The sequence below is a fragment of the Rouxiella sp. S1S-2 genome (assembly GCF_009208105.1).
GTDB lineage: Bacteria > Pseudomonadota > Gammaproteobacteria > Enterobacterales > Enterobacteriaceae > Rouxiella.
In genome coordinates this window covers 3,808,211-3,824,839 of sequence record NZ_WFKL01000001.1, presented here as the reverse complement: position 1 = coordinate 3,824,839, position 16,629 = coordinate 3,808,211, and the positions used below count along the sequence as shown (strand labels likewise).

The following is a 16,629-nucleotide window of genomic DNA, read 5'->3' as shown; positions in this document are numbered from 1 at the left end:
GTCCAGCAGCAGACCAATATGAGGCTAAAATCGCCATCGGCGCCAGTGAAAGCTCGAATATTCCCCGCGCCTGTTAAGACTACGCGCCAACCTGATCGCCCGCCCGATAATGCGCACTGGCTCGCTCCGCGCCAATCTGCAATGCGGTTTGTGTTGTCTTGCCGTCGCGACCCGGATAAGGGTTGGTGACGCCGAGAACAATTTTGTTTTTCAACGCCGGACCCAGTGTTTTTCCCAGCGCGGGCAGGGCACCGTAGGGCACGGCAATGACGACCACATCGCCAAACTGTGTGGCCTGCTGTTCGGTGCCCACCTGCATATCATGACCCAGCGAGGCGGCTAGCGGCTTCAACTGTTCAGGATGCCTGAGAGGCAAACATCACCTGATAACCCGACTTTGCCCACAGTTTGCCCAAAGTTGAACCCATTTGTCCGGCACCGATAATTCCTGTCTTTAGTCACTGTGCGGGAGCCGCAATACTCGAGGTGGCGGTCAGCAACAGACTCCCCGCAGCCAGCATCACGGCAGTTGTCCGGCGGCGAAAAACCTGAGTTTTTGCTGATTTTTTATGAAAAGCATCCGTTTCTCCTTAAATGTAGCCATTAAGTTAGATGGTATCGGTTCCATTTTTTCGAAGTATTAAATCTCAGGTGATTGGCTTTTTGACCACTGCTGCTTTATCCCACCCCGAGCGCCAGTCACAGGATCGGTAGACGGCATAGCAATCTGTGAAATATGTTCTCGTGCCTCGGACAGTTTTGTCGGGTCGTCGTGATATAAATCAGGGCTTAATCCCTGCGGGTAGGCACCTAACACCTCAAAATCATCTGTGGCAGCAAGCTGTTTATGACCTACACCGGCGGGGATAAGCACCACGTCGCCTTTTTTCAGCGTTGCCGTCGGCCCCGATTCACCGCCAAGCTGAACATTTGCACTGCCGCCGCTTACGCCAAGTAATTCGTGAGTGTTCGAGTGATATCTTTGGCATAGCCGATTATCGGTATTGCTGATGCCAGTCACAACAACTGACAAAAGTCTCGTCGCGAAACAGGGGGGTGATTGATAGTTTTCATTGAGCGCTCCTGTGTTTGAGTTAACACATTGCTGAGCATGACTTTATGCGCGCAAATGACCTGCGGAAAAATACAGAGTCTTTTGCGAACTCACAGTTAAAATATGTGAGAAAGATCGCAATATTGTCAAGGTGGTAGGGCCAATGAAAGAATGAGCGGATAAAAATGAGGAGGATAAAACAGCCCCGAAGGGCGTTTATAGGGTTAAAAATCACCCGCAGGTTCTGGATTACTGATCGCCTTAAGGGATAAAGGCAAATGGTAATTCGGTTGACTCGAGAAAAAGGCTTGCAGGGCAACGCGCTTAGTTCGGTCGATAGCAATTTCTTGCATAGTTTTGCGGAAAATACTGTAACGTCCGCAGGTAGTACAGGTTACGTTGACCACTTTCTCAGTCAGGTTGAGTGAAGTTTTGGTCTTGATTGTACTTTGGCATAATGGACACTCGTCTGGAGTGTTAACTGCGATGGAGCTCATAAAACCTCCGGTCTTATTTGGGCCAGCGCGTAGTATAGCGCAAAAAGCGGTCAACCCCTTAGCGCTAATTGTTTAAAAGGCGATCTAATTGGATCTTACTGCTTTAATAGGGGGTTTTTATGAGTTTTCTGCTGCTGCCGGCTTTGTTAATGGTGATCCTGATACCGTTTTGCGCATTTTTGATCAAACGTTTGGCAAGTTTTTGGCACTTTAAAGACAAGAAATGGGGCAATGTGATGTCTGATGTAGCAAAATACCAACGCATTGACGGCAGCCGGTATCGGCGGATTTTTGTTGTCGGCGACATTCACGGCTGTTTGCAACAGCTTAATCAGGCGCTTTCTGCCCAGCATTTTTGTGAAAGCGAGGACTTGCTGCTTTCCGTTGGCGACCTTATTGACCGGGGCAAAGACAGCCTGAGTTGTCTGGCACTTATCAACCAACCGTGGTTCGCCTGCGTGCGTGGCAACCACGAGCAAATGGCTATTGACGCCGTGCGCGGGCAAAACGTCGAACGTTGGTTGAGAAACGGCGGTGACTGGTTTTATAAACTTGCACCGGCGGATGAAGCGCTGGCGAGAGAATTGATTGCCCAGGCCGATGAATTGCCGCACATTATTGAAATTGACACCCATGAAGGCCAAGTGGTGATTGCACACGCTGATTATCCGTTGAGTCATTACAGTTGCGGTCAAGCGGTTGATGCCTATGAGGTTATCTGGAGTCGACAGCGTCTTGAGGATTCGAAGGCAGGTAATATTCAGCCTATAGATGGCGCTCAACGTTTTTTCTTTGGCCACACGCCGGTAGAAAATGTTCAGCAGTTCGCCAATCAATTATATATCGATACCGGCGCTGTTTTTGACGGCAGGCTGACCCTGTTACAAATTCAATGATATTATCCGCTTAGTAAGTATCATCGGCATGCATTCCGATACGGATTTTACCCTCCTCGAGAGTTGATAATGGAAAATAAGCGAGAAGATCGGCTGCAACGACTGCTGCATGCTTTGAAAAAAGCAGACAAAATCCACCTTAATGAGGCGGCCCAGCTGCTCGACGTTTCGCAAATGACCGTTCGCCGTGACCTGAACGGCACCGCCTCGCCGCTGATATTATTAGGCGGATACATCGTTATCGACCCGAAAAACAGCCCCGCGACGCACTATTTTGTCAGCGAGCAGAAAATGCGTCAGACGGTAGAAAAGCGGCATCTTGGGAAACAGGCGGCGATGCTTGTCAATGATGACGATCTGGTCTTTTTTGACTGCGGAACGACAACGCCCTATATCATTGAAAATATTCCCGATGAGCGAGTTTTTACTGCAATTTGCTACTCCTTCAACACTTTTTTGGCCCTGCAGGAGAAGCCGAACTGTGAGGTCATCATGTGTGGGGGGAAATATCGGGCGAGCAACAGTATTTTCATCCCTTTCGGAAAAAGCAGCAGCGAGCTTAATAATACGCTACCGGATAAAGCCTTTATCTCGGCGGCGGGCGTGAGTCTGGAATACGGGGTCAGCTGCTTTAATTTCGATGAACTTCTCATGAAGCATCAGGCACTGCAGTGCGCGCGCGAAAAAATTCTGGTGGTCGACAGCAGCAAGTTTGGAAAAGTAAGGCCAGCCTCCATAGCGCCGCTGAGCGAGTTTTCCACGCTGGTTACCGACACGGCACCGGACAAGTCGTTCGTGGATTATTGCCAAGAATCACATATTGGTCTTATTTATTAACTATACGGTTTATCGAGTACAAATAGATCTCAATAAGAGAATACGCCCTCCGTTGCCTTGAAAGTCGATCATGAGACAACATCGGGCGCATAATTTACAAACTACGCGGGATAAAATTAGCGGATAACGGCAATTTTTTCTACGGATTGATAAAGCACGACTTCAAATACGCCTGTTTGCCGGCCGTCGTTAAGATACTCTTCGTAGCAGGCTCGGCCGTCCGGACGGTAACCGCTGTTGGCGATGTGCACATTAAAGAAATCGTTCCAGGCCTGAGCGAAATTATCGTCGTCGACGGTGGTGTGGAACGCAGCATAGGTGCCAGCGGGCAGAGTTTGCAGCGTAATTCCTTCGGCAGTGCTGTCTACCTGAAAGCCCTCTGCCACGCTGACCGATGAGTCTGCACGACACTCTTCTGGAGCGGTAGCGTTGGGATTATCCCAAAAAACCGTTAACCACTGTCCATCACCGAGCTTGTGTGCTTGAGCCCACGGCATCAGTTTCTCAAATCCTTGTTTAACGCTTGTCTCATAGGGACCGATAACCCGATAACTGGCAACGGTTTTTACAGGTTTTTCCAAAATCATAAACGGCACGATGCATTCCTCATCTTCAGTGAGTTAAGTGATAACTGCGCGTCCTATAACAGATGGTCTGATAAAAGATGTTAACTGCTCTACGTGCTATAACAGTGTGCGTGTTAAAATCTTCCTATCAAATTGCAGTATAGTCCTGACTGTAGTGAGGTTATCAATGGATGTCGTTAAAAGTATTCTGAATAGTGAGATCGAACGCATTAATCGTGCAGAGGGCCGAGACGGCAAGGCGAGACTCAACGTTGAGTTCTTCGTTAACCATCCCTGGCTGTGTCTTGCGATGCTTGTCGGCTACATTGCCGTGGGTATCGTGATGTACGCTTCACCTTATATGGGCCTTGGCTGGTTTGCAGGCTTCACCGCATTTTTGCTGTTTATGGCGGCAATGCTGCTCCTGGAAATCAAGCCAACCTACCGTTACGAAGATATTGGCGTATTGGATCTGCGAGTCTGTTACAACGGCGAATGGTTTTTCAGTCGTGAAATTTCAGCCGATGCCGTGTCAACGCTGCTCAGCAGTGGCGCCGTGGATAACAGGTTTAAAACGCACGTTAAAAGTATCGTTGAGCATAAAGGTAGTATTGATTTTTATGATGTTTACGACTTGGCTCGCCGTTATGAATCACCGGTGAGAGCTGGCAGTACTGCACAAATTGCCTGATTTTTTTCTGATGATTATCTGATAAAAGTGCAACAAGTTTTGTTCACGCTGTGACTCTTCCACTGCGGCTCTGATAAACTGTTGGTTATGTACTATGCAATGAAAAGTACGCAAAGAGATGATAAAATTCACTTTGCAACCTCCAGGAGCCGTTGTGGAACGTATCAAACTTTCTATTCATCACTTACATATTTGGGTTGCGGGCGAGAAGCAGGATGCCCAGGCAACGGCACGCATTTATGCTGGCGATAAACTCCTTCTGGTCGAGACTATGCAAGGCCAGGCAGTAGGGTATGACAGATTCATTCAGGCAACTGATGATAATGGGCAGCCTTTGCGGGTAGAGTGGGAATGTGACGGCGAGGCCAGTATGTCGGTTTCCCGCGTTGAGGTTTGTTCCTGCTGTGGTGGTGATGAGAGTTTGCACGTTTAATCGCGAAGTCTGCTGCAGCAGGCAATGCGTATGAGTCGTTTCAGGAGCGAAATATGAAATTTCTGAATAATGAATTTGAGTACCGAAACTGGATTATACAGGAAATCTTTCAGGCTACGGCGGTAGGGGAGTCCTCTGATTTCGCCGAACAGGAAATCGATGATTTTATCTTCGATGCCCGTCCTGTTGCTTATCCATGCATTGCCGTCATGATACAGACGCCGAGCCAACCGGGCGTATGTGAACCCCGTTTTGTCTATAAAGAGCAAGTGTTTGAGTGGGCTCATCAGATGGGGTTTGGATTCGATAGCTGAGCCCCGGAAGACTTCCAGGGCTAGTCGGTCACAGTCGGCCTTTAATAGGGCTTATCAGACGTTTTTACGGTCTATTTTTTCTTCGCCCCAAAACAGGTAGTCCTCTTTCGTTTTAGCGAAAGCAACGGGTAACACCTCGTCGTTGCCTTCCTCCCAGATTTTTTGGGCCAGAACCTCGTCATTTTTAGCCAGTTCGAAAATAGCCTCAGCAATCTCATGAGAGGTCTCGCGGGTGTTTGCCCAAGCTTTAATATTTGAACTTGTCATTTCTATCTCCTTTGTTTTGGCTTCCCTTAACTATGGTTGCTGGAACGCAGAGACGCAAATTCACTGGTCTAAAGCTTGAGCAACTGGATTGGATTTCGCTCCGGCTTTCCTTTCACAGCACAGAATAATGGTACCTGCTGTGCGCTGTCGTTTATACTCCCAGAATGCTGGGAACCCCTGCTTGTAGACCGCGGGCTGGGGGGAATTATCAAAAACACGCTGTGTTTGAAAAGGTGAAGAGAATGAGTGACGATATTTTTGATTTCGATATAGATGCTGCGCTGGAAACTGCCGAAGAAAAAGCGGCAGAGAAAGCGGCTGCCGTACCGGAAATTCTGACCGATGAAGCTGAGTGTGAAAGCTGCAAAATCTGAGTCATTACCGTTAACCACGGTGCACATCAGTAAAAAAGAACCGCTTCGGCGGTTTTTTTATTGCCTGAATCGCCTCATTTACGAATCTCAAGCGCTTTCTTTTACCTGGCAAGAACCGAAAATGAGGCGGTAAAATAATCAACATATTAAGCAGCCTGTTAATTTTGGCTTTGGCACCATAGTCTTACGAATTATTGATAATTGTAACCGCTTTGACGCAACTGTGAGGAAATCGTGAGGCGTGAGTAAATGGGATAAATTCCTATAGAACAGCAAGATAGCCAGGGGTAACGTAGCCACATCAGATCGGACAGATCCTGGAGTGTAAAATGAAAAAAATATTTCTGGTGCTCGCAGTCATGTCGGCCTTTTCAGGTTTGCCGTCGGTAGCACATGCAGATGTGTCGGTGGGTGTTAACATGCCTGGCTTCTCAATGAACATCGGTGACCGCGACCGCCGTGGTTACTATTGGGACGGCGGCGATTGGCGCCCACCGGGTTGGTGGAGTCATCATCGTCGTGACCGCGGTCGCTGGGTTTATTATGAGCCTGCTCCGCCGCCACCGCCGCCGGGTTACTACTGGCGTGAAGGCCCGCCGCGCTGGCATGAAGGTCCGCCACCGGGAAGATGGCGTGAGGGTCCGCCTCCGGGACGCTGGTAAAAGCTAACGGGTTACGTCCCCTTAAAGGGTCGTGTGTTGTTAAAGAAGCAAAGATTTTAAGTACAGGGTTGGCGCTGGCTATGCAAGGCATCCCTAACGTCAATTCTGTACTTTCTAATTAACGGTTTTTTAGTTACCGCGCACTTCAATTAAAACCGGGCAAGGCGCACCCGCCACCACTTCTGCACTTATAGACCCTTTAAATATCCGGCCGAAAGCCGTTAATTGACGATGACCCATCACTATGACGGATGCCTGCTTGGCCTGCGCCTCTGCAATTAACGTATCTCCCGCCGCGCCAACCACCAAATTTCCCTGTGCAACCACACCTGCCTGAGCCAACTGCCGCAACGCATTTTCAACCACCGCCGTGGCGGTATCCTGTTCTGCAGCCGCGGCCGGATAGTCGAGAATATCGCCGGGTTGCTCTTTTTCATTGGCTAACGCATAGGCTTCATCAATACAGCAGGTGACGTACACTTTCGGTGTGCCGTGCTGAGCGACCTGACTGGCCAGGGCTACTACCTGCGGTGTTTGTGGGGAGCCATCAACGGCCACCAGAATGACATCAAACATGCGGCTTTCCTTCTTGTCTGAGGAGATTGCAGGGTTTACTGTGCGCCACCCAGTTTACCGATTTCACCACTTAGCGACTCTTTACAGCGCAAAATGGCCTCAGTGACGGCCTGCTGTTTCACGGCGCGTCGTTCTGTTGGCATTAAAACTGAAATGGAGTAGTGACCAAGAATGGTATCTACCGCCGCCGCCATTGACGAGATCCCGAGTACAGTTTCACCACTTTCTATTGAGATCCCGTCTTGTCGAACCTGTGCAATCTTCACCAACAGCGCATTAATATCTTTAACGGTATTTTCTGTCGCGGGTTCAAGCGTATCGCCGACCAGATGGCGGATTTCTGAATCGCTCTGCAGTGAAAGCAGGGCGCGTCCGGCCGAGGTGCTATAAATGGGCAGATTCAGACCGAGCTTCGGCACCACACGCAGCTCGCGTTCGGCAACGATGTGATGAATATTGCTGATTTGTCTGCCACTCGCTCTGCCCAGTGCAACGGTTTCTTCGGTTTCATTGCAAAGTTGTTGCAGATAAGGCGAGGCAATGGCGATAACGTCACTGTGTATAGTTGACACCAACCGGAGCAGCATGGGTCCGAGGCGAACCCCCCCGGCGCCTTCTGCCCGCACGAAACCTTCCTCTGCCAGTGCGGCAACGATGCGCTGCACCGTAGAGCGAGGCAGCTGAACTTCATTGGCGATGGCTCCCAGGCTGAGTCCCTCGGGATGGCGGCCTAAGGTGTTGAGGATCGCCGCCGCCCGCGAGATAACCTGAATTCCGCCACTGCGTTCTTCCTCTGCCGAGCTGTCAATATTCATAACGTTGATTTATCCATGGTTTTTCCCTTCCTCGTCTTATTAATACCCGCTCAATGTAATGGTGCGGCGCGCGAAAAACAATCATTAATCACATTGCAATACACTGCACCGTATTATAGTATCCGCAGGTGTACCGTATCGTGGTGCATTGCACCATTAAAATAAGAGTAACTCAATGAACCAGCCATCAATACCGGTCAGCCCCGCAGGCGGCCCCGCGATGCCCGTGCCGCAGCCTTTTAATCTGCGGCTGATCGTCGGATTAATCGGTATTCTTTTTGCCTCTCTCTGTTCCGGCCTAAACGATCGCGTGACCGATATTGCGCTGGCTGACGTTCGCGGGGCGTTAAATATCAGCAGTGACCCCGGCAGTTGGGTGATTGGTGCCTATCAGGCGGCAGAAGTTGCGGCCATGATGCTCGCGCCCTGGTTTGCCATGACTTTTTCACTGCGTCGTTTTGCCATCGGCGTGGCATTGGGTTTTTCGCTGATCGCCGCGGTATTGCCTTACTCTCCTAATATTTCGGTATTTATCGCGCTTCGCGTGGTGCAGGGCATTTTTGGCGGAGCGTTGCCGCCCTTGCTGATGACTGCCGCACTGCGATTTTTACCGCCGACTTACAAACTTTATGGCCTGAGCGCTTATGCGCTAACCGCCACCTTTGGCCCAAACGTGGCCATTACCCTGGCGTCATTTTGGACTGACGTCGTCGGCTGGCAGTGGGTCTTTTGGCAGGTTATCCCGCCGTGTTTAGCCGCGGCGATGATGATAGGTTACGGGATCCCCCAAGACCCGTTGCGTTTCGAGCGCTTCAAACAGATGGATACAGTTGGCATGTTGACCGGCAGCAGCGGCATTGCGCTGTTGGTATTAACACTGCAGCAGGGACAGCGACTTGATTGGCTCCACTCGCCGTTAATTGTGCTGATGCTGCTTTCCTCTCTTGGCCTGCTGCTGGTGTTTCTTGTTAACGAATGGTCGCATCCGTTGCCGCTTTTTAAATTGCAGATGCTCAAACGTGCCAATTTAAGCCATGGTTTGCTGACCTTGGGCGGTCTGATGGTTCTGCTGCTTTCCGGCTCGGCACTGCCTTCAAGCTACATGGAAAGCGTGCACGGATTTCGTGCGGCCGAGGTGGGGCCGTTAGCGCTGACCATCGGTTTACCTCAACTTTTGTTGGCCCCGCTGGTTGCTGCCATGTTGAACCTGCGTTGGATAGATAGCCGCTGGGTGCTGTTAATGGGTCTTGGGCTGGTGGGCGGCTCCTGCTATTTCAGCAGTCATATCACCGAGGACTGGTCGCGGGAAAACTTCTATTGGCTGCAAATTATGCAGGCGTTTGGACAACCAATGGCGATATTACCGGTGCTGATGGGCGCGACCAGCGTGGTTCAGCCGCCCGAAGGACCGTTTGCTTCGGCAATGTTCAACACTGTGCGCGGATTAGGGAGCGTAATCGGCAGCACCGTCGTGGGCGAATTTTCCAGTCAACGCGAACAGTTCCACTCCAGCGTATTGCTCAACCATGCGGGAAGCGTGAGCTCGCTGCTTTCTCAGCCCTATGACGGGGACGGCACCTATCTTGCGCCGCTCAATCCCAACGGCTCTGCCATTTCGAGTGAAGTGTTAAGCGCATTTTCATCATTGGTTAAACGACAGGCTACGGTGCTGGGACTTTCGGATACTTATTTACTGCTAATAAACGTTGCCCTTGCCTTGGCGTTGCTTACCGCACTGTTGCCTAAACGGACTTATCCGCCGCATACGCTGATAAAAAAAGCTGATTAAACAACACACCGACTGCCTGCACCGACTATTAATAAGAACAATCGAGAGAAAAGTATTATGTCCATTAAATCCTCATTTCGTCCGGTATGGCTGCTGGTTGCGGTCATTATCCTGTTGCTGGTCATTCTGGGCGTGTATTTGCTTACCAGTGACACAGCGCCTACCACCGATGATGCGGTGATTTCTGCCGATTCAACGCTGGTAGCCCCGCGTATTTCAGGCACCATCCAAGACGTACTGGTTCAGGATAATCAGCAGGTTAAGGCAGGGCAGCTGTTGGCTAAAATCGACGACCGTGACTACCTGAACGCGGTGCAAACCGCCAGTGCGGCAGTGGAAACCGCGCAGGCGCAGATGCAAAGTTTAGTGGCGCAGGTTGCCAAACAGCAGCCGACTATCGAACAGGCTCGTGCTGTGGTCGCCGCCGACGCCGCAGGGCTGGTGTATGCGCGTCAAAGTGCTGAACGATATAAACGTTTGGCGGTTGACGGTTCGACATCGTTAGACCAGCGTGATGATTCCGATGCTAATTATCGCCAAAAGCTGGCGGCTCAGCAGAGTGACATGGCTGCGGTTCAGGCGGCAGAAAAGCAGCTCGACGTGTTGAAAGCTGAGCAGTCGCAGTCGAAGGCGGCGATTGACTCGGCGACCACCGCGTTGCAGCAGGCCAAACTGAACTTGTCTTATACAGAAATCAAGGCACCGATTGACGGCGTAGTGGGTGTACGCTCGCTGCGCGTGGGGGCGTACGTGAGCGCAGGCACTCGCGTGCTCGCGCTGGTGCCGGTAGAAAAGGCCTACGTGCTGGCCAATTATTTAGAAACTCAACTCGCTCACGTGCAGCCAAATCAGTCAGTGACGATAAAAGTTGACGCGCTGCCGGGCGTTACGTTCAGGGGGAGGGTAGACAGTATTGCACCGGCAACCGGCGTCACTTTTTCACCGATTACGCCTGATAATGCCACCGGGAATTACACGAAGGTCACGCAGAGACTGGCGGTAAAAATTTTACTGGATGCGGGGCAAAAAGATTTATCTCGACTGAGGGTAGGGATGTCGGTCGTGCCGACGATTATCACGCCGTGATATTTATCATCTCTTATAAGAGAGTGTGATACTGCGTGACAGGTTAACGACTTCCTGTCACGCAGAACGCCATTTAGCATTCGTTTTAATGCCGCCTACTGGCCGAGTTCAGGCCTTTTACCCGCCGCAGACTCTTCCCCGCTCTCTTTCTTCATAAACTGCCATTTCCCCGAGAACAGGAAGCGCAGCAGAGGAATGCGTTTATGCACCTCATAAAGGAAGAAGGCGATACCAAATACAAACACCAGCCCCAGCCAGAAGCCTACCCAGTCACTTTTGATCAGTGGCGTGATAAATGCGCCATAAATCAGCGTTAATGGGTGGTGAATGAGGTAGACAAACAGTGACGCATTGACCAGATAGGTGACAAACGGCGACTGAAAGTTAAGCACATAGTGGCTGAATGAAAACACCACGTTAACCATCAGAATGCCCAGCAGGCTGGTAATGATGGCATCTATCTCCATCGAGTAGAGCTGTGGCGTATTAATATGCTGGTTAATCATGTAAGCAGCAAACAGCAAGATGCTAATCGCGCAGGCCGGCACTGAAGGCTTCAGAAAAATGCTCTTCAAACTGGCAAACTTAAATGTACAGGCACCAATAAGGAAAAACGGCAGATAAAATAAAGTTTGCATCACCACGAAGTTAAATGCGCCATTTCCCAACAGCTGTGGTGCAAAAAGATACACAGTTCGGTTAAATGCGGCGTAAATCAATCCGAAAAATAAAAATAATATTGAGATTTTTCCCAGCGAATCTGCGTTTTGAATCACTTTTAAAATCCGACTATTCTTATTCTCTTTAATTGCGCGGAATAAATAGAAAGAGACAGCGGTTAATATTACCAGCGTTAATAAGAACCACAGGTGTGAAACTAACTCCCACACGGTAATATTTATTTTTTGGTAAAAGTCCAGCGAACCCCAGTTAGAGAAGCTGTTGGTGAAGTAAGCCAAAAAGAGCAGCTGAGGTACGGTGATCAGTGGAAAGGCCGCGGCCAGCGGGATAGCAACACGCTCCAGGCGCACCCTGAGCCACTTGCGGCTCTCGTAACGCTCATAGAGCATATAGGAGAAGTAACCTGAAATAACAAAGAAAACCTGCATGCGAAAGGCATGAATAGTATCGTTGAATATAGTCAGTCCATCAGACGGCGTGATGCTGTTTACCGTCCAGATATGGCTGGAATATATCAACGATATATGAAATGGAATACCGAGCAACATGAGGTATGCTCGAATAGAGTCCAAAAAAAACTCTCTTGGTTGACTTTGTGGTTTCATATCGATTCATTTTAGTTAAATCTTCATTAAATCTAGTTTACTTTAAAATCAAAATTGGCACTGTTAAGAAATGTCTGCTTTTTGTAAAGCCTCTGTTGCTGTGGGCCGCTTGTCTACTGCAGACTCAGACAACTTTCCATAGCGGGACTTTCGCCGAATTGATATCCTTGTTTAACTATGTGCTTAAACGGTTCATCAATGTGATGATCCATACACCTCTCATCTTGTCGGATTTCTGACTATTCCTTAAAATGGACTAATGAGTTGAGCGCATTTAAAGGAGGGGACGTGCCGGGTAAAAATTTTTCCAAAGGGCCAGATATGACTAAAGTCCGTTTGCTGAGTGCCGCAGTGTTGATGACCTTGTTCACTTCATCTGCCTGGGCTTTTTCCATTGATGATGTTGCCAAGCAGGCTAAAGCGCTGGCTGATAAAGGTTATGAAGCACCAAAGAGTAACCTGCCATCTCAATTCCGCGACATGAAGTTTGCGGACTATCAACAAATACAATTCAATCACGATAAAGCGTATTGGAATAATCTGAACACGCCTTTCAAACTTGAGTTCTACCACCAGGGTATGTATTTCGACACGCCGGTCAAAATTAATGAAGTGACCGCCAACAGCGTTAAAGAGATCAAGTACAGCCCGGACTATTTTAATTTCGGTAACGTCAAGCACGATGCCGACACGGTTAAAAACCTGGGTTTCGCCGGTTTCAAAGTTCTTTATCCAATCAATAAAGCCGATAAAGATGATGAAATCATGAGCGTGCTGGGTGCAAGCTATTTCCGTTTGATCGGTAAAGGTCAGGTTTATGGCCTGTCTGCCCGTGGTTTGGCTATCGATACTGCACTTTCCTCCGGTGAGGAATTCCCTCGCTTCCGCGAATTCTGGATTGAACGCCCAAATCCAGATGAGAAACATCTGGTCATTTATGCGCTGCTCGATTCCCCGCGTGCGACCGGTGCCTACCGTCTTGACGTATTCCCTGGCAAAGAAGCGACTGTCGATATTCAGGCTAAAGTGTTCCTGCGCGATAAAGTCGGCAAGCTGGGACTGGCCCCGTTGACCAGTATGTTCCTGTTTGGTCCAAATCAGCCTTCGCCGGTCATGAACTACCGTCCGTCGCTGCATGATTCCGACGGCCTGTCTATCCACGCCGGTAACGGTGAGTGGATCTGGCGTCCGTTGAATAATCCAAAACACCTGTCGGTTAGCCAGTTCACCATGGAAAACCCGAAAGGCTTTGGTCTGCTGCAGCGTGGCCGCAACTTCTCTGAATATGAAGATCTTGACGATCGTTACGATCTGCGCCCAAGTGCCTGGGTAGAACCGAAAGGCGATTGGGGTAAAGGTAAAGTAGAGCTGGTGGAGATCCCGACCGCTGACGAAACCAACGACAACATCGTCGCCTTCTGGACGCCGGACCAACTTCCCGCTGCCGGTACGCCTATTGATATCAACTACCGCCTGCACTTCACGCGCGATGAAGACAAGCTGCATTCACCTGACTCTTCATGGGTTTCTCAAACCATGCGTTCCGCCGGTGATGTGAAACAGTCTAACCTGGTTCGTGAACAGGACGGCAGCGTGGCTTACGTGGTCGATTTCGTTGGGCCTGCCCTGAAGTCGCTTAAGCCTGATACTCCGGTAGCGTCTCAAGTCAGCATGGGTGATAACGCCGATCTGCTTGAAAATAATGTCCGCTATAATCCTGTTACCAAAGGCTGGCGTTTAACGCTGCGCCTGAAAGTAAAAGATCCGAAGAAGCCGGTTGAAATGCGTGCTGCTTTGGTCAATGGCGACAAAACTCTGAGCGAAACCTGGAGCAATCAGTTACCTGCCAATGAATAAAACAACGCATTCTACTCAAGAGTACGTAGAGGCACTCCCCCTGACCGAGTCTCGGAAAGGGGAACTTACTCAGCAGCTTCCGGCTGCTGAGGAGTTGGCTTTTACGTCACTGCATCACCGCCTTGGCGGTGATTTTGCTGCGCCAATTGAACAGGCTGACGCCGAGGCTCCGCTGGTTTCGGTGAAAGAGCGTATTCGCGAAGGTTGGCCAGACGCCGACGAGCACGGCACATTGTCAGACGTTGATAATGAAGGCCGCACCATCGTGAAAGCGATGCCGCCCGTTAAGCGCTCCAGCATGTTCCCTGAGGTATGGCGTACCAACCCGGTAGGTCGCTTCTGGGACTCACTGATGGGACGCACCGCGATCGCCCGCCGTTACACCTCTTCTCAAATGCCCGAGTCAGAGAAGAGATGGCGTGCAGCAGGCTCTATTCGTCGTTATATCCTATTGGCGCTGATGCTGATTCAAACAGCGATCGCCACCTGGTATATGAAAACCATTCTGCCTTATCAGGGCTGGGCGTTGATCGACCCGTCCGACATGCTGAATCAGGACTTCTTGCAGTCCGTATTGCAACTGCTGCCTTACGTCTTGCAGACCGGCATACTGGTGCTGTTCGCCATTCTGTTCTGTTGGGTGTCGGCCGGTTTCTGGACTGCGCTGATGGGCTTCCTGCAGTTGATGATTGGGCGTGATAAATACAGTATTACCGCTTCAACCACGGGCACTGAGAAGCTGAATCCGAACAACCGTACCGCGCTGATTATGCCGATTTGTAATGAAGACGTTGAGCGGGTATTTGCCGGTCTGCGTGCGACTTATGAATCTGTGAAAGCCACCGGTGACCTCGACCAGTTTGATATCTACGTGTTGAGCGACAGCTACGACCCGGATATCTGTGTGGCCGAGCAGAAAGCCTGGATGGAAGTGTGCCGCGACGTAGACGGTCACGGCCGCATCTTCTATCGCCGCCGTCGCCGTCGCGTAAAACGTAAAAGTGGCAATATCGATGACTGGTGTCGCCGCTGGGGTGGGGAATATGCCTATATGGTTATTCTCGACGCCGACAGCGTGATGAGCGGAGAGTGCCTTACTGGTCTGGCGCGACTTATGGATGCCAATCCGAATGCCGGTATTATCCAGTCTGCGCCTAAAGCGTCGGGCATGGACACGCTTTATGCGCGCTGCCAGCAGTTCGCTACCCGTGTTTATGGACCCTTGTTTACCGCAGGTCTGCACTTCTGGCAGTTGGGCGAATCGCACTACTGGGGCCATAACGCCATTATTCGTGTTAAGCCGTTCATTGAGCACTGTGCGCTGGCTCCGCTTCCGGGTGAAGGTTCATTTGCCGGCTCGATTCTGTCTCATGACTTTGTTGAAGCCGCGCTGATGCGTCGTGCAGGGTGGGGCGTCTGGATTGCCTATGATCTGCCGGGAAGCTACGAAGAGCTGCCGCCGAACCTGCTTGATGAGCTGAAACGCGACCGCCGCTGGTGTCACGGTAACCTGATGAACTTCCGTCTGTTCCTGGTTAAGGGTATGCACCCGGTTCACCGCGCCGTGTTCCTGACGGGCGTAATGTCTTACCTGTCGGCCCCGCTGTGGTTTATGTTCTTGGCGCTTTCAACCGCGCTTCAGGTGGTGCATACACTGATGGAGCCGCAGTACTTCCTGCAGCCGCGGCAACTGTTCCCAGTTTGGCCGCAGTGGCGTCCCGAGCTGGCGATTGCGTTGTTCTCGACCACTATGGTGCTGCTGTTCTTGCCTAAATTACTCAGTATCGTATTGATTTGGGCCAAGGGCGCGAAGCAGTATGGTGGTGCGGTACGTCTGCTGCTGTCAATGCTGCTCGAGATGCTGTTCTCCGTGCTGCTGGCGCCGGTGCGCATGTTGTTCCACACCGTGTTTGTGGTCAGTGCGTTTCTCGGTTGGGAAGTGGTCTGGAACTCACCGCAGCGTGACGATGACGATACCCCTTGGGGTGAAGCATTCAAGCGACACGGTTCACAGTTGGCGCTGGGTCTGGTTTGGGCCAGCGGCATGGCGTGGCTTGACCTGCGCTTCCTGTGGTGGTTAGGGCCTATCGTCTTCTCTCTGATCCTTTCGCCGATCGTCTCTGTGCTTTCAAGCCGTGCGACCTTGGGTATAAAGAGCAAAGCGGCAAAACTGTTCCTGATACCTGAAGAGTACGATCCGCCGCGCGAGCTGGTGGCGACAGAAGAATATCTGAAGCTAAACCGCGAACGCATGCTGAAAAACGGCTTTATGCACGCCGTGGTTAACCCGACCTTTAACGCCTTGGCTACCGGCATGGCGACCTCGCGTCACCTGCTGCGTCAAAGTGTTGAAAACGGACGCCAGCAACTGCTTGAAAAAGCGCTGCAGAGCGGACCGAAAAACCTCGGTAAAGCGGATCGTCTGGTGTTGCTAAGCGATCCGGTTATTATGGCGCGCCTGCACTCAGCGGTGTGGACACAGCCAGACTTGCAGCAGTGGAAAGCGTATTACGCAGAGTTGCCGCGTAATGCCGAGGCCTTCCCCGAGACGCAAACCTTGGAAGTGAAACCGGCCTAATCGGAATGAGAATAAATAGGTCAAAGGCCCTTAGCGGCGAATGACTTAAAA

Annotated in this window: 20 protein-coding genes; 11 read left to right on the top strand and 9 right to left on the bottom strand. The window is 50.7% G+C overall.

The features are described 5' to 3' along the window. Nucleotides 1-79: 79 nt before the first annotated feature. The 4 genes from GA565_RS17535 to GA565_RS17525 form a co-directional block, all read right to left on the bottom strand. Nucleotides 80-376 (bottom strand): NAD(P)-binding domain-containing protein, encoded by a 297-nt coding sequence (locus tag GA565_RS17535; protein WP_255474459.1) that lies wholly within the window; start codon nucleotides 374-376, stop codon nucleotides 80-82. After that, entirely contained in the window at nucleotides 357-428 is a 72-nt protein-coding gene (locus GA565_RS24895) for a hypothetical protein (RefSeq protein WP_255474471.1), read from the bottom strand. The genes GA565_RS17535 and GA565_RS24895 overlap by 20 nt, the downstream gene beginning before the upstream one ends. 212 nt (nucleotides 429-640) lie before the next feature. Further along, nucleotides 641-1,033 (bottom strand): cupin domain-containing protein, encoded by a 393-nt coding sequence (locus GA565_RS17530; protein ID WP_152199706.1) that lies wholly within the window; start codon nucleotides 1,031-1,033, stop codon nucleotides 641-643. A 245-nt stretch (nucleotides 1,034-1,278) separates the two neighbouring features. Further along, entirely contained in the window at nucleotides 1,279-1,551 is a 273-nt protein-coding gene (locus GA565_RS17525) for a hypothetical protein (RefSeq protein ID WP_055782993.1), read from the bottom strand. Nucleotides 1,552-1,787: 236 nt separating this feature from the next. On the opposite strand from GA565_RS17525, the gene GA565_RS17520 reads away from it, so the two are divergent. Next, nucleotides 1,788-2,447 (top strand): metallophosphoesterase, encoded by a 660-nt coding sequence (locus GA565_RS17520; protein WP_152201593.1) that lies wholly within the window; start codon nucleotides 1,788-1,790, stop codon nucleotides 2,445-2,447. Nucleotides 2,448-2,516: 69 nt separating this feature from the next. Next, nucleotides 2,517-3,284, top strand: coding sequence for a DNA-binding transcriptional repressor DeoR (deoR, locus tag GA565_RS17515; protein ID WP_152199704.1), 768 nt, complete (start codon nucleotides 2,517-2,519; stop codon nucleotides 3,282-3,284). A 116-nt stretch (nucleotides 3,285-3,400) separates the two neighbouring features. Here deoR and GA565_RS17510 read toward each other — a convergent pair whose 3' ends face one another. Beyond that, entirely contained in the window at nucleotides 3,401-3,871 is a 471-nt protein-coding gene (locus tag GA565_RS17510) for a GyrI-like domain-containing protein (RefSeq protein ID WP_226951045.1), read from the bottom strand. Nucleotides 3,872-4,037: 166 nt separating this feature from the next. Here GA565_RS17510 and GA565_RS17505 point away from each other — a divergent pair, with 166 nt between their 5' ends. From GA565_RS17505 to GA565_RS17495, 3 genes are all read left to right on the top strand, one after another. Next, the gene (locus tag GA565_RS17505) at nucleotides 4,038-4,541 is read left to right on the top strand and encodes a YlaC family protein (RefSeq protein ID WP_152199701.1); all 504 of its coding nucleotides are present in this window, start codon (nucleotides 4,038-4,040) and stop codon (nucleotides 4,539-4,541) included. Between the two features lie 154 nt (nucleotides 4,542-4,695). Continuing rightward, entirely contained in the window at nucleotides 4,696-4,974 is a 279-nt protein-coding gene (locus tag GA565_RS17500) for a hypothetical protein (RefSeq protein ID WP_152199699.1), read from the top strand. Between the two features lie 53 nt (nucleotides 4,975-5,027). After that, nucleotides 5,028-5,288: a hypothetical protein gene (locus GA565_RS17495; protein ID WP_152199698.1), complete on the top strand. Its 261-nt coding sequence runs from the start codon at nucleotides 5,028-5,030 to the stop codon at nucleotides 5,286-5,288. 54 nt (nucleotides 5,289-5,342) lie between these two features. Here GA565_RS17495 and GA565_RS17490 read toward each other — a convergent pair whose 3' ends face one another. Further along, entirely contained in the window at nucleotides 5,343-5,555 is a 213-nt protein-coding gene (locus tag GA565_RS17490; protein WP_055783008.1) for a YccJ family protein, read from the bottom strand. A gap of 242 nt (nucleotides 5,556-5,797) precedes the next feature. Between GA565_RS17490 and GA565_RS24890 the strand changes: the two genes are divergently transcribed. Both GA565_RS24890 and GA565_RS17485 read left to right on the top strand, forming a co-directional pair. After that, nucleotides 5,798-5,929, top strand: coding sequence for a hypothetical protein (locus GA565_RS24890; protein ID WP_255474458.1), 132 nt, complete (start codon nucleotides 5,798-5,800; stop codon nucleotides 5,927-5,929). A 329-nt stretch (nucleotides 5,930-6,258) separates the two neighbouring features. Beyond that, a complete protein-coding gene (locus tag GA565_RS17485) occupies nucleotides 6,259-6,591 on the top strand; it encodes a DUF2502 domain-containing protein (protein WP_152199696.1) in 333 nt (110 codons plus the stop codon). A 129-nt stretch (nucleotides 6,592-6,720) separates the two neighbouring features. Here the strand turns inward: GA565_RS17485 and GA565_RS17480 are convergent, their stop codons facing one another. Both GA565_RS17480 and GA565_RS17475 read right to left on the bottom strand, forming a co-directional pair. Continuing rightward, nucleotides 6,721-7,167 (bottom strand): universal stress protein, encoded by a 447-nt coding sequence (locus GA565_RS17480; RefSeq protein ID WP_152199695.1) that lies wholly within the window; start codon nucleotides 7,165-7,167, stop codon nucleotides 6,721-6,723. Nucleotides 7,168-7,202: 35 nt separating this feature from the next. Further along, complete coding sequence (locus GA565_RS17475) at nucleotides 7,203-7,982, bottom strand: IclR family transcriptional regulator (protein ID WP_152199693.1); 780 nt, start codon at nucleotides 7,980-7,982, stop codon at nucleotides 7,203-7,205. 175 nt (nucleotides 7,983-8,157) lie between these two features. On the opposite strand from GA565_RS17475, the gene GA565_RS17470 reads away from it, so the two are divergent. Together GA565_RS17470 and GA565_RS17465 are read left to right on the top strand one after the other, a co-directional pair. Then, nucleotides 8,158-9,771 (top strand): MFS transporter, encoded by a 1,614-nt coding sequence (locus GA565_RS17470; protein WP_152199691.1) that lies wholly within the window; start codon nucleotides 8,158-8,160, stop codon nucleotides 9,769-9,771. A 57-nt stretch (nucleotides 9,772-9,828) separates the two neighbouring features. Next, the gene (locus GA565_RS17465; protein ID WP_152199690.1) at nucleotides 9,829-10,857 is read left to right on the top strand and encodes an HlyD family secretion protein; all 1,029 of its coding nucleotides are present in this window, start codon (nucleotides 9,829-9,831) and stop codon (nucleotides 10,855-10,857) included. A 95-nt stretch (nucleotides 10,858-10,952) separates the two neighbouring features. Here GA565_RS17465 and mdoC read toward each other — a convergent pair whose 3' ends face one another. Then, nucleotides 10,953-12,143 (bottom strand): glucans biosynthesis protein MdoC, encoded by a 1,191-nt coding sequence (gene mdoC / locus GA565_RS17460; protein ID WP_152199688.1) that lies wholly within the window; start codon nucleotides 12,141-12,143, stop codon nucleotides 10,953-10,955. Between the two features lie 321 nt (nucleotides 12,144-12,464). Between mdoC and GA565_RS17455 the strand changes: the two genes are divergently transcribed. Beyond that, on the top strand, nucleotides 12,465-14,000 hold the full coding sequence (locus tag GA565_RS17455; protein ID WP_152199686.1) for a glucan biosynthesis protein G: 1,536 nt from the start codon (nucleotides 12,465-12,467) through the stop codon (nucleotides 13,998-14,000). After that, nucleotides 13,993-16,578, top strand: a complete 2,586-nt coding sequence (gene mdoH / locus GA565_RS17450; RefSeq protein ID WP_152199684.1) for a glucans biosynthesis glucosyltransferase MdoH — start codon at nucleotides 13,993-13,995, stop codon at nucleotides 16,576-16,578. Before GA565_RS17455 ends, mdoH begins: the two co-directional genes overlap by 8 nt. Nucleotides 16,579-16,629 lie beyond the last annotated feature (51 nt).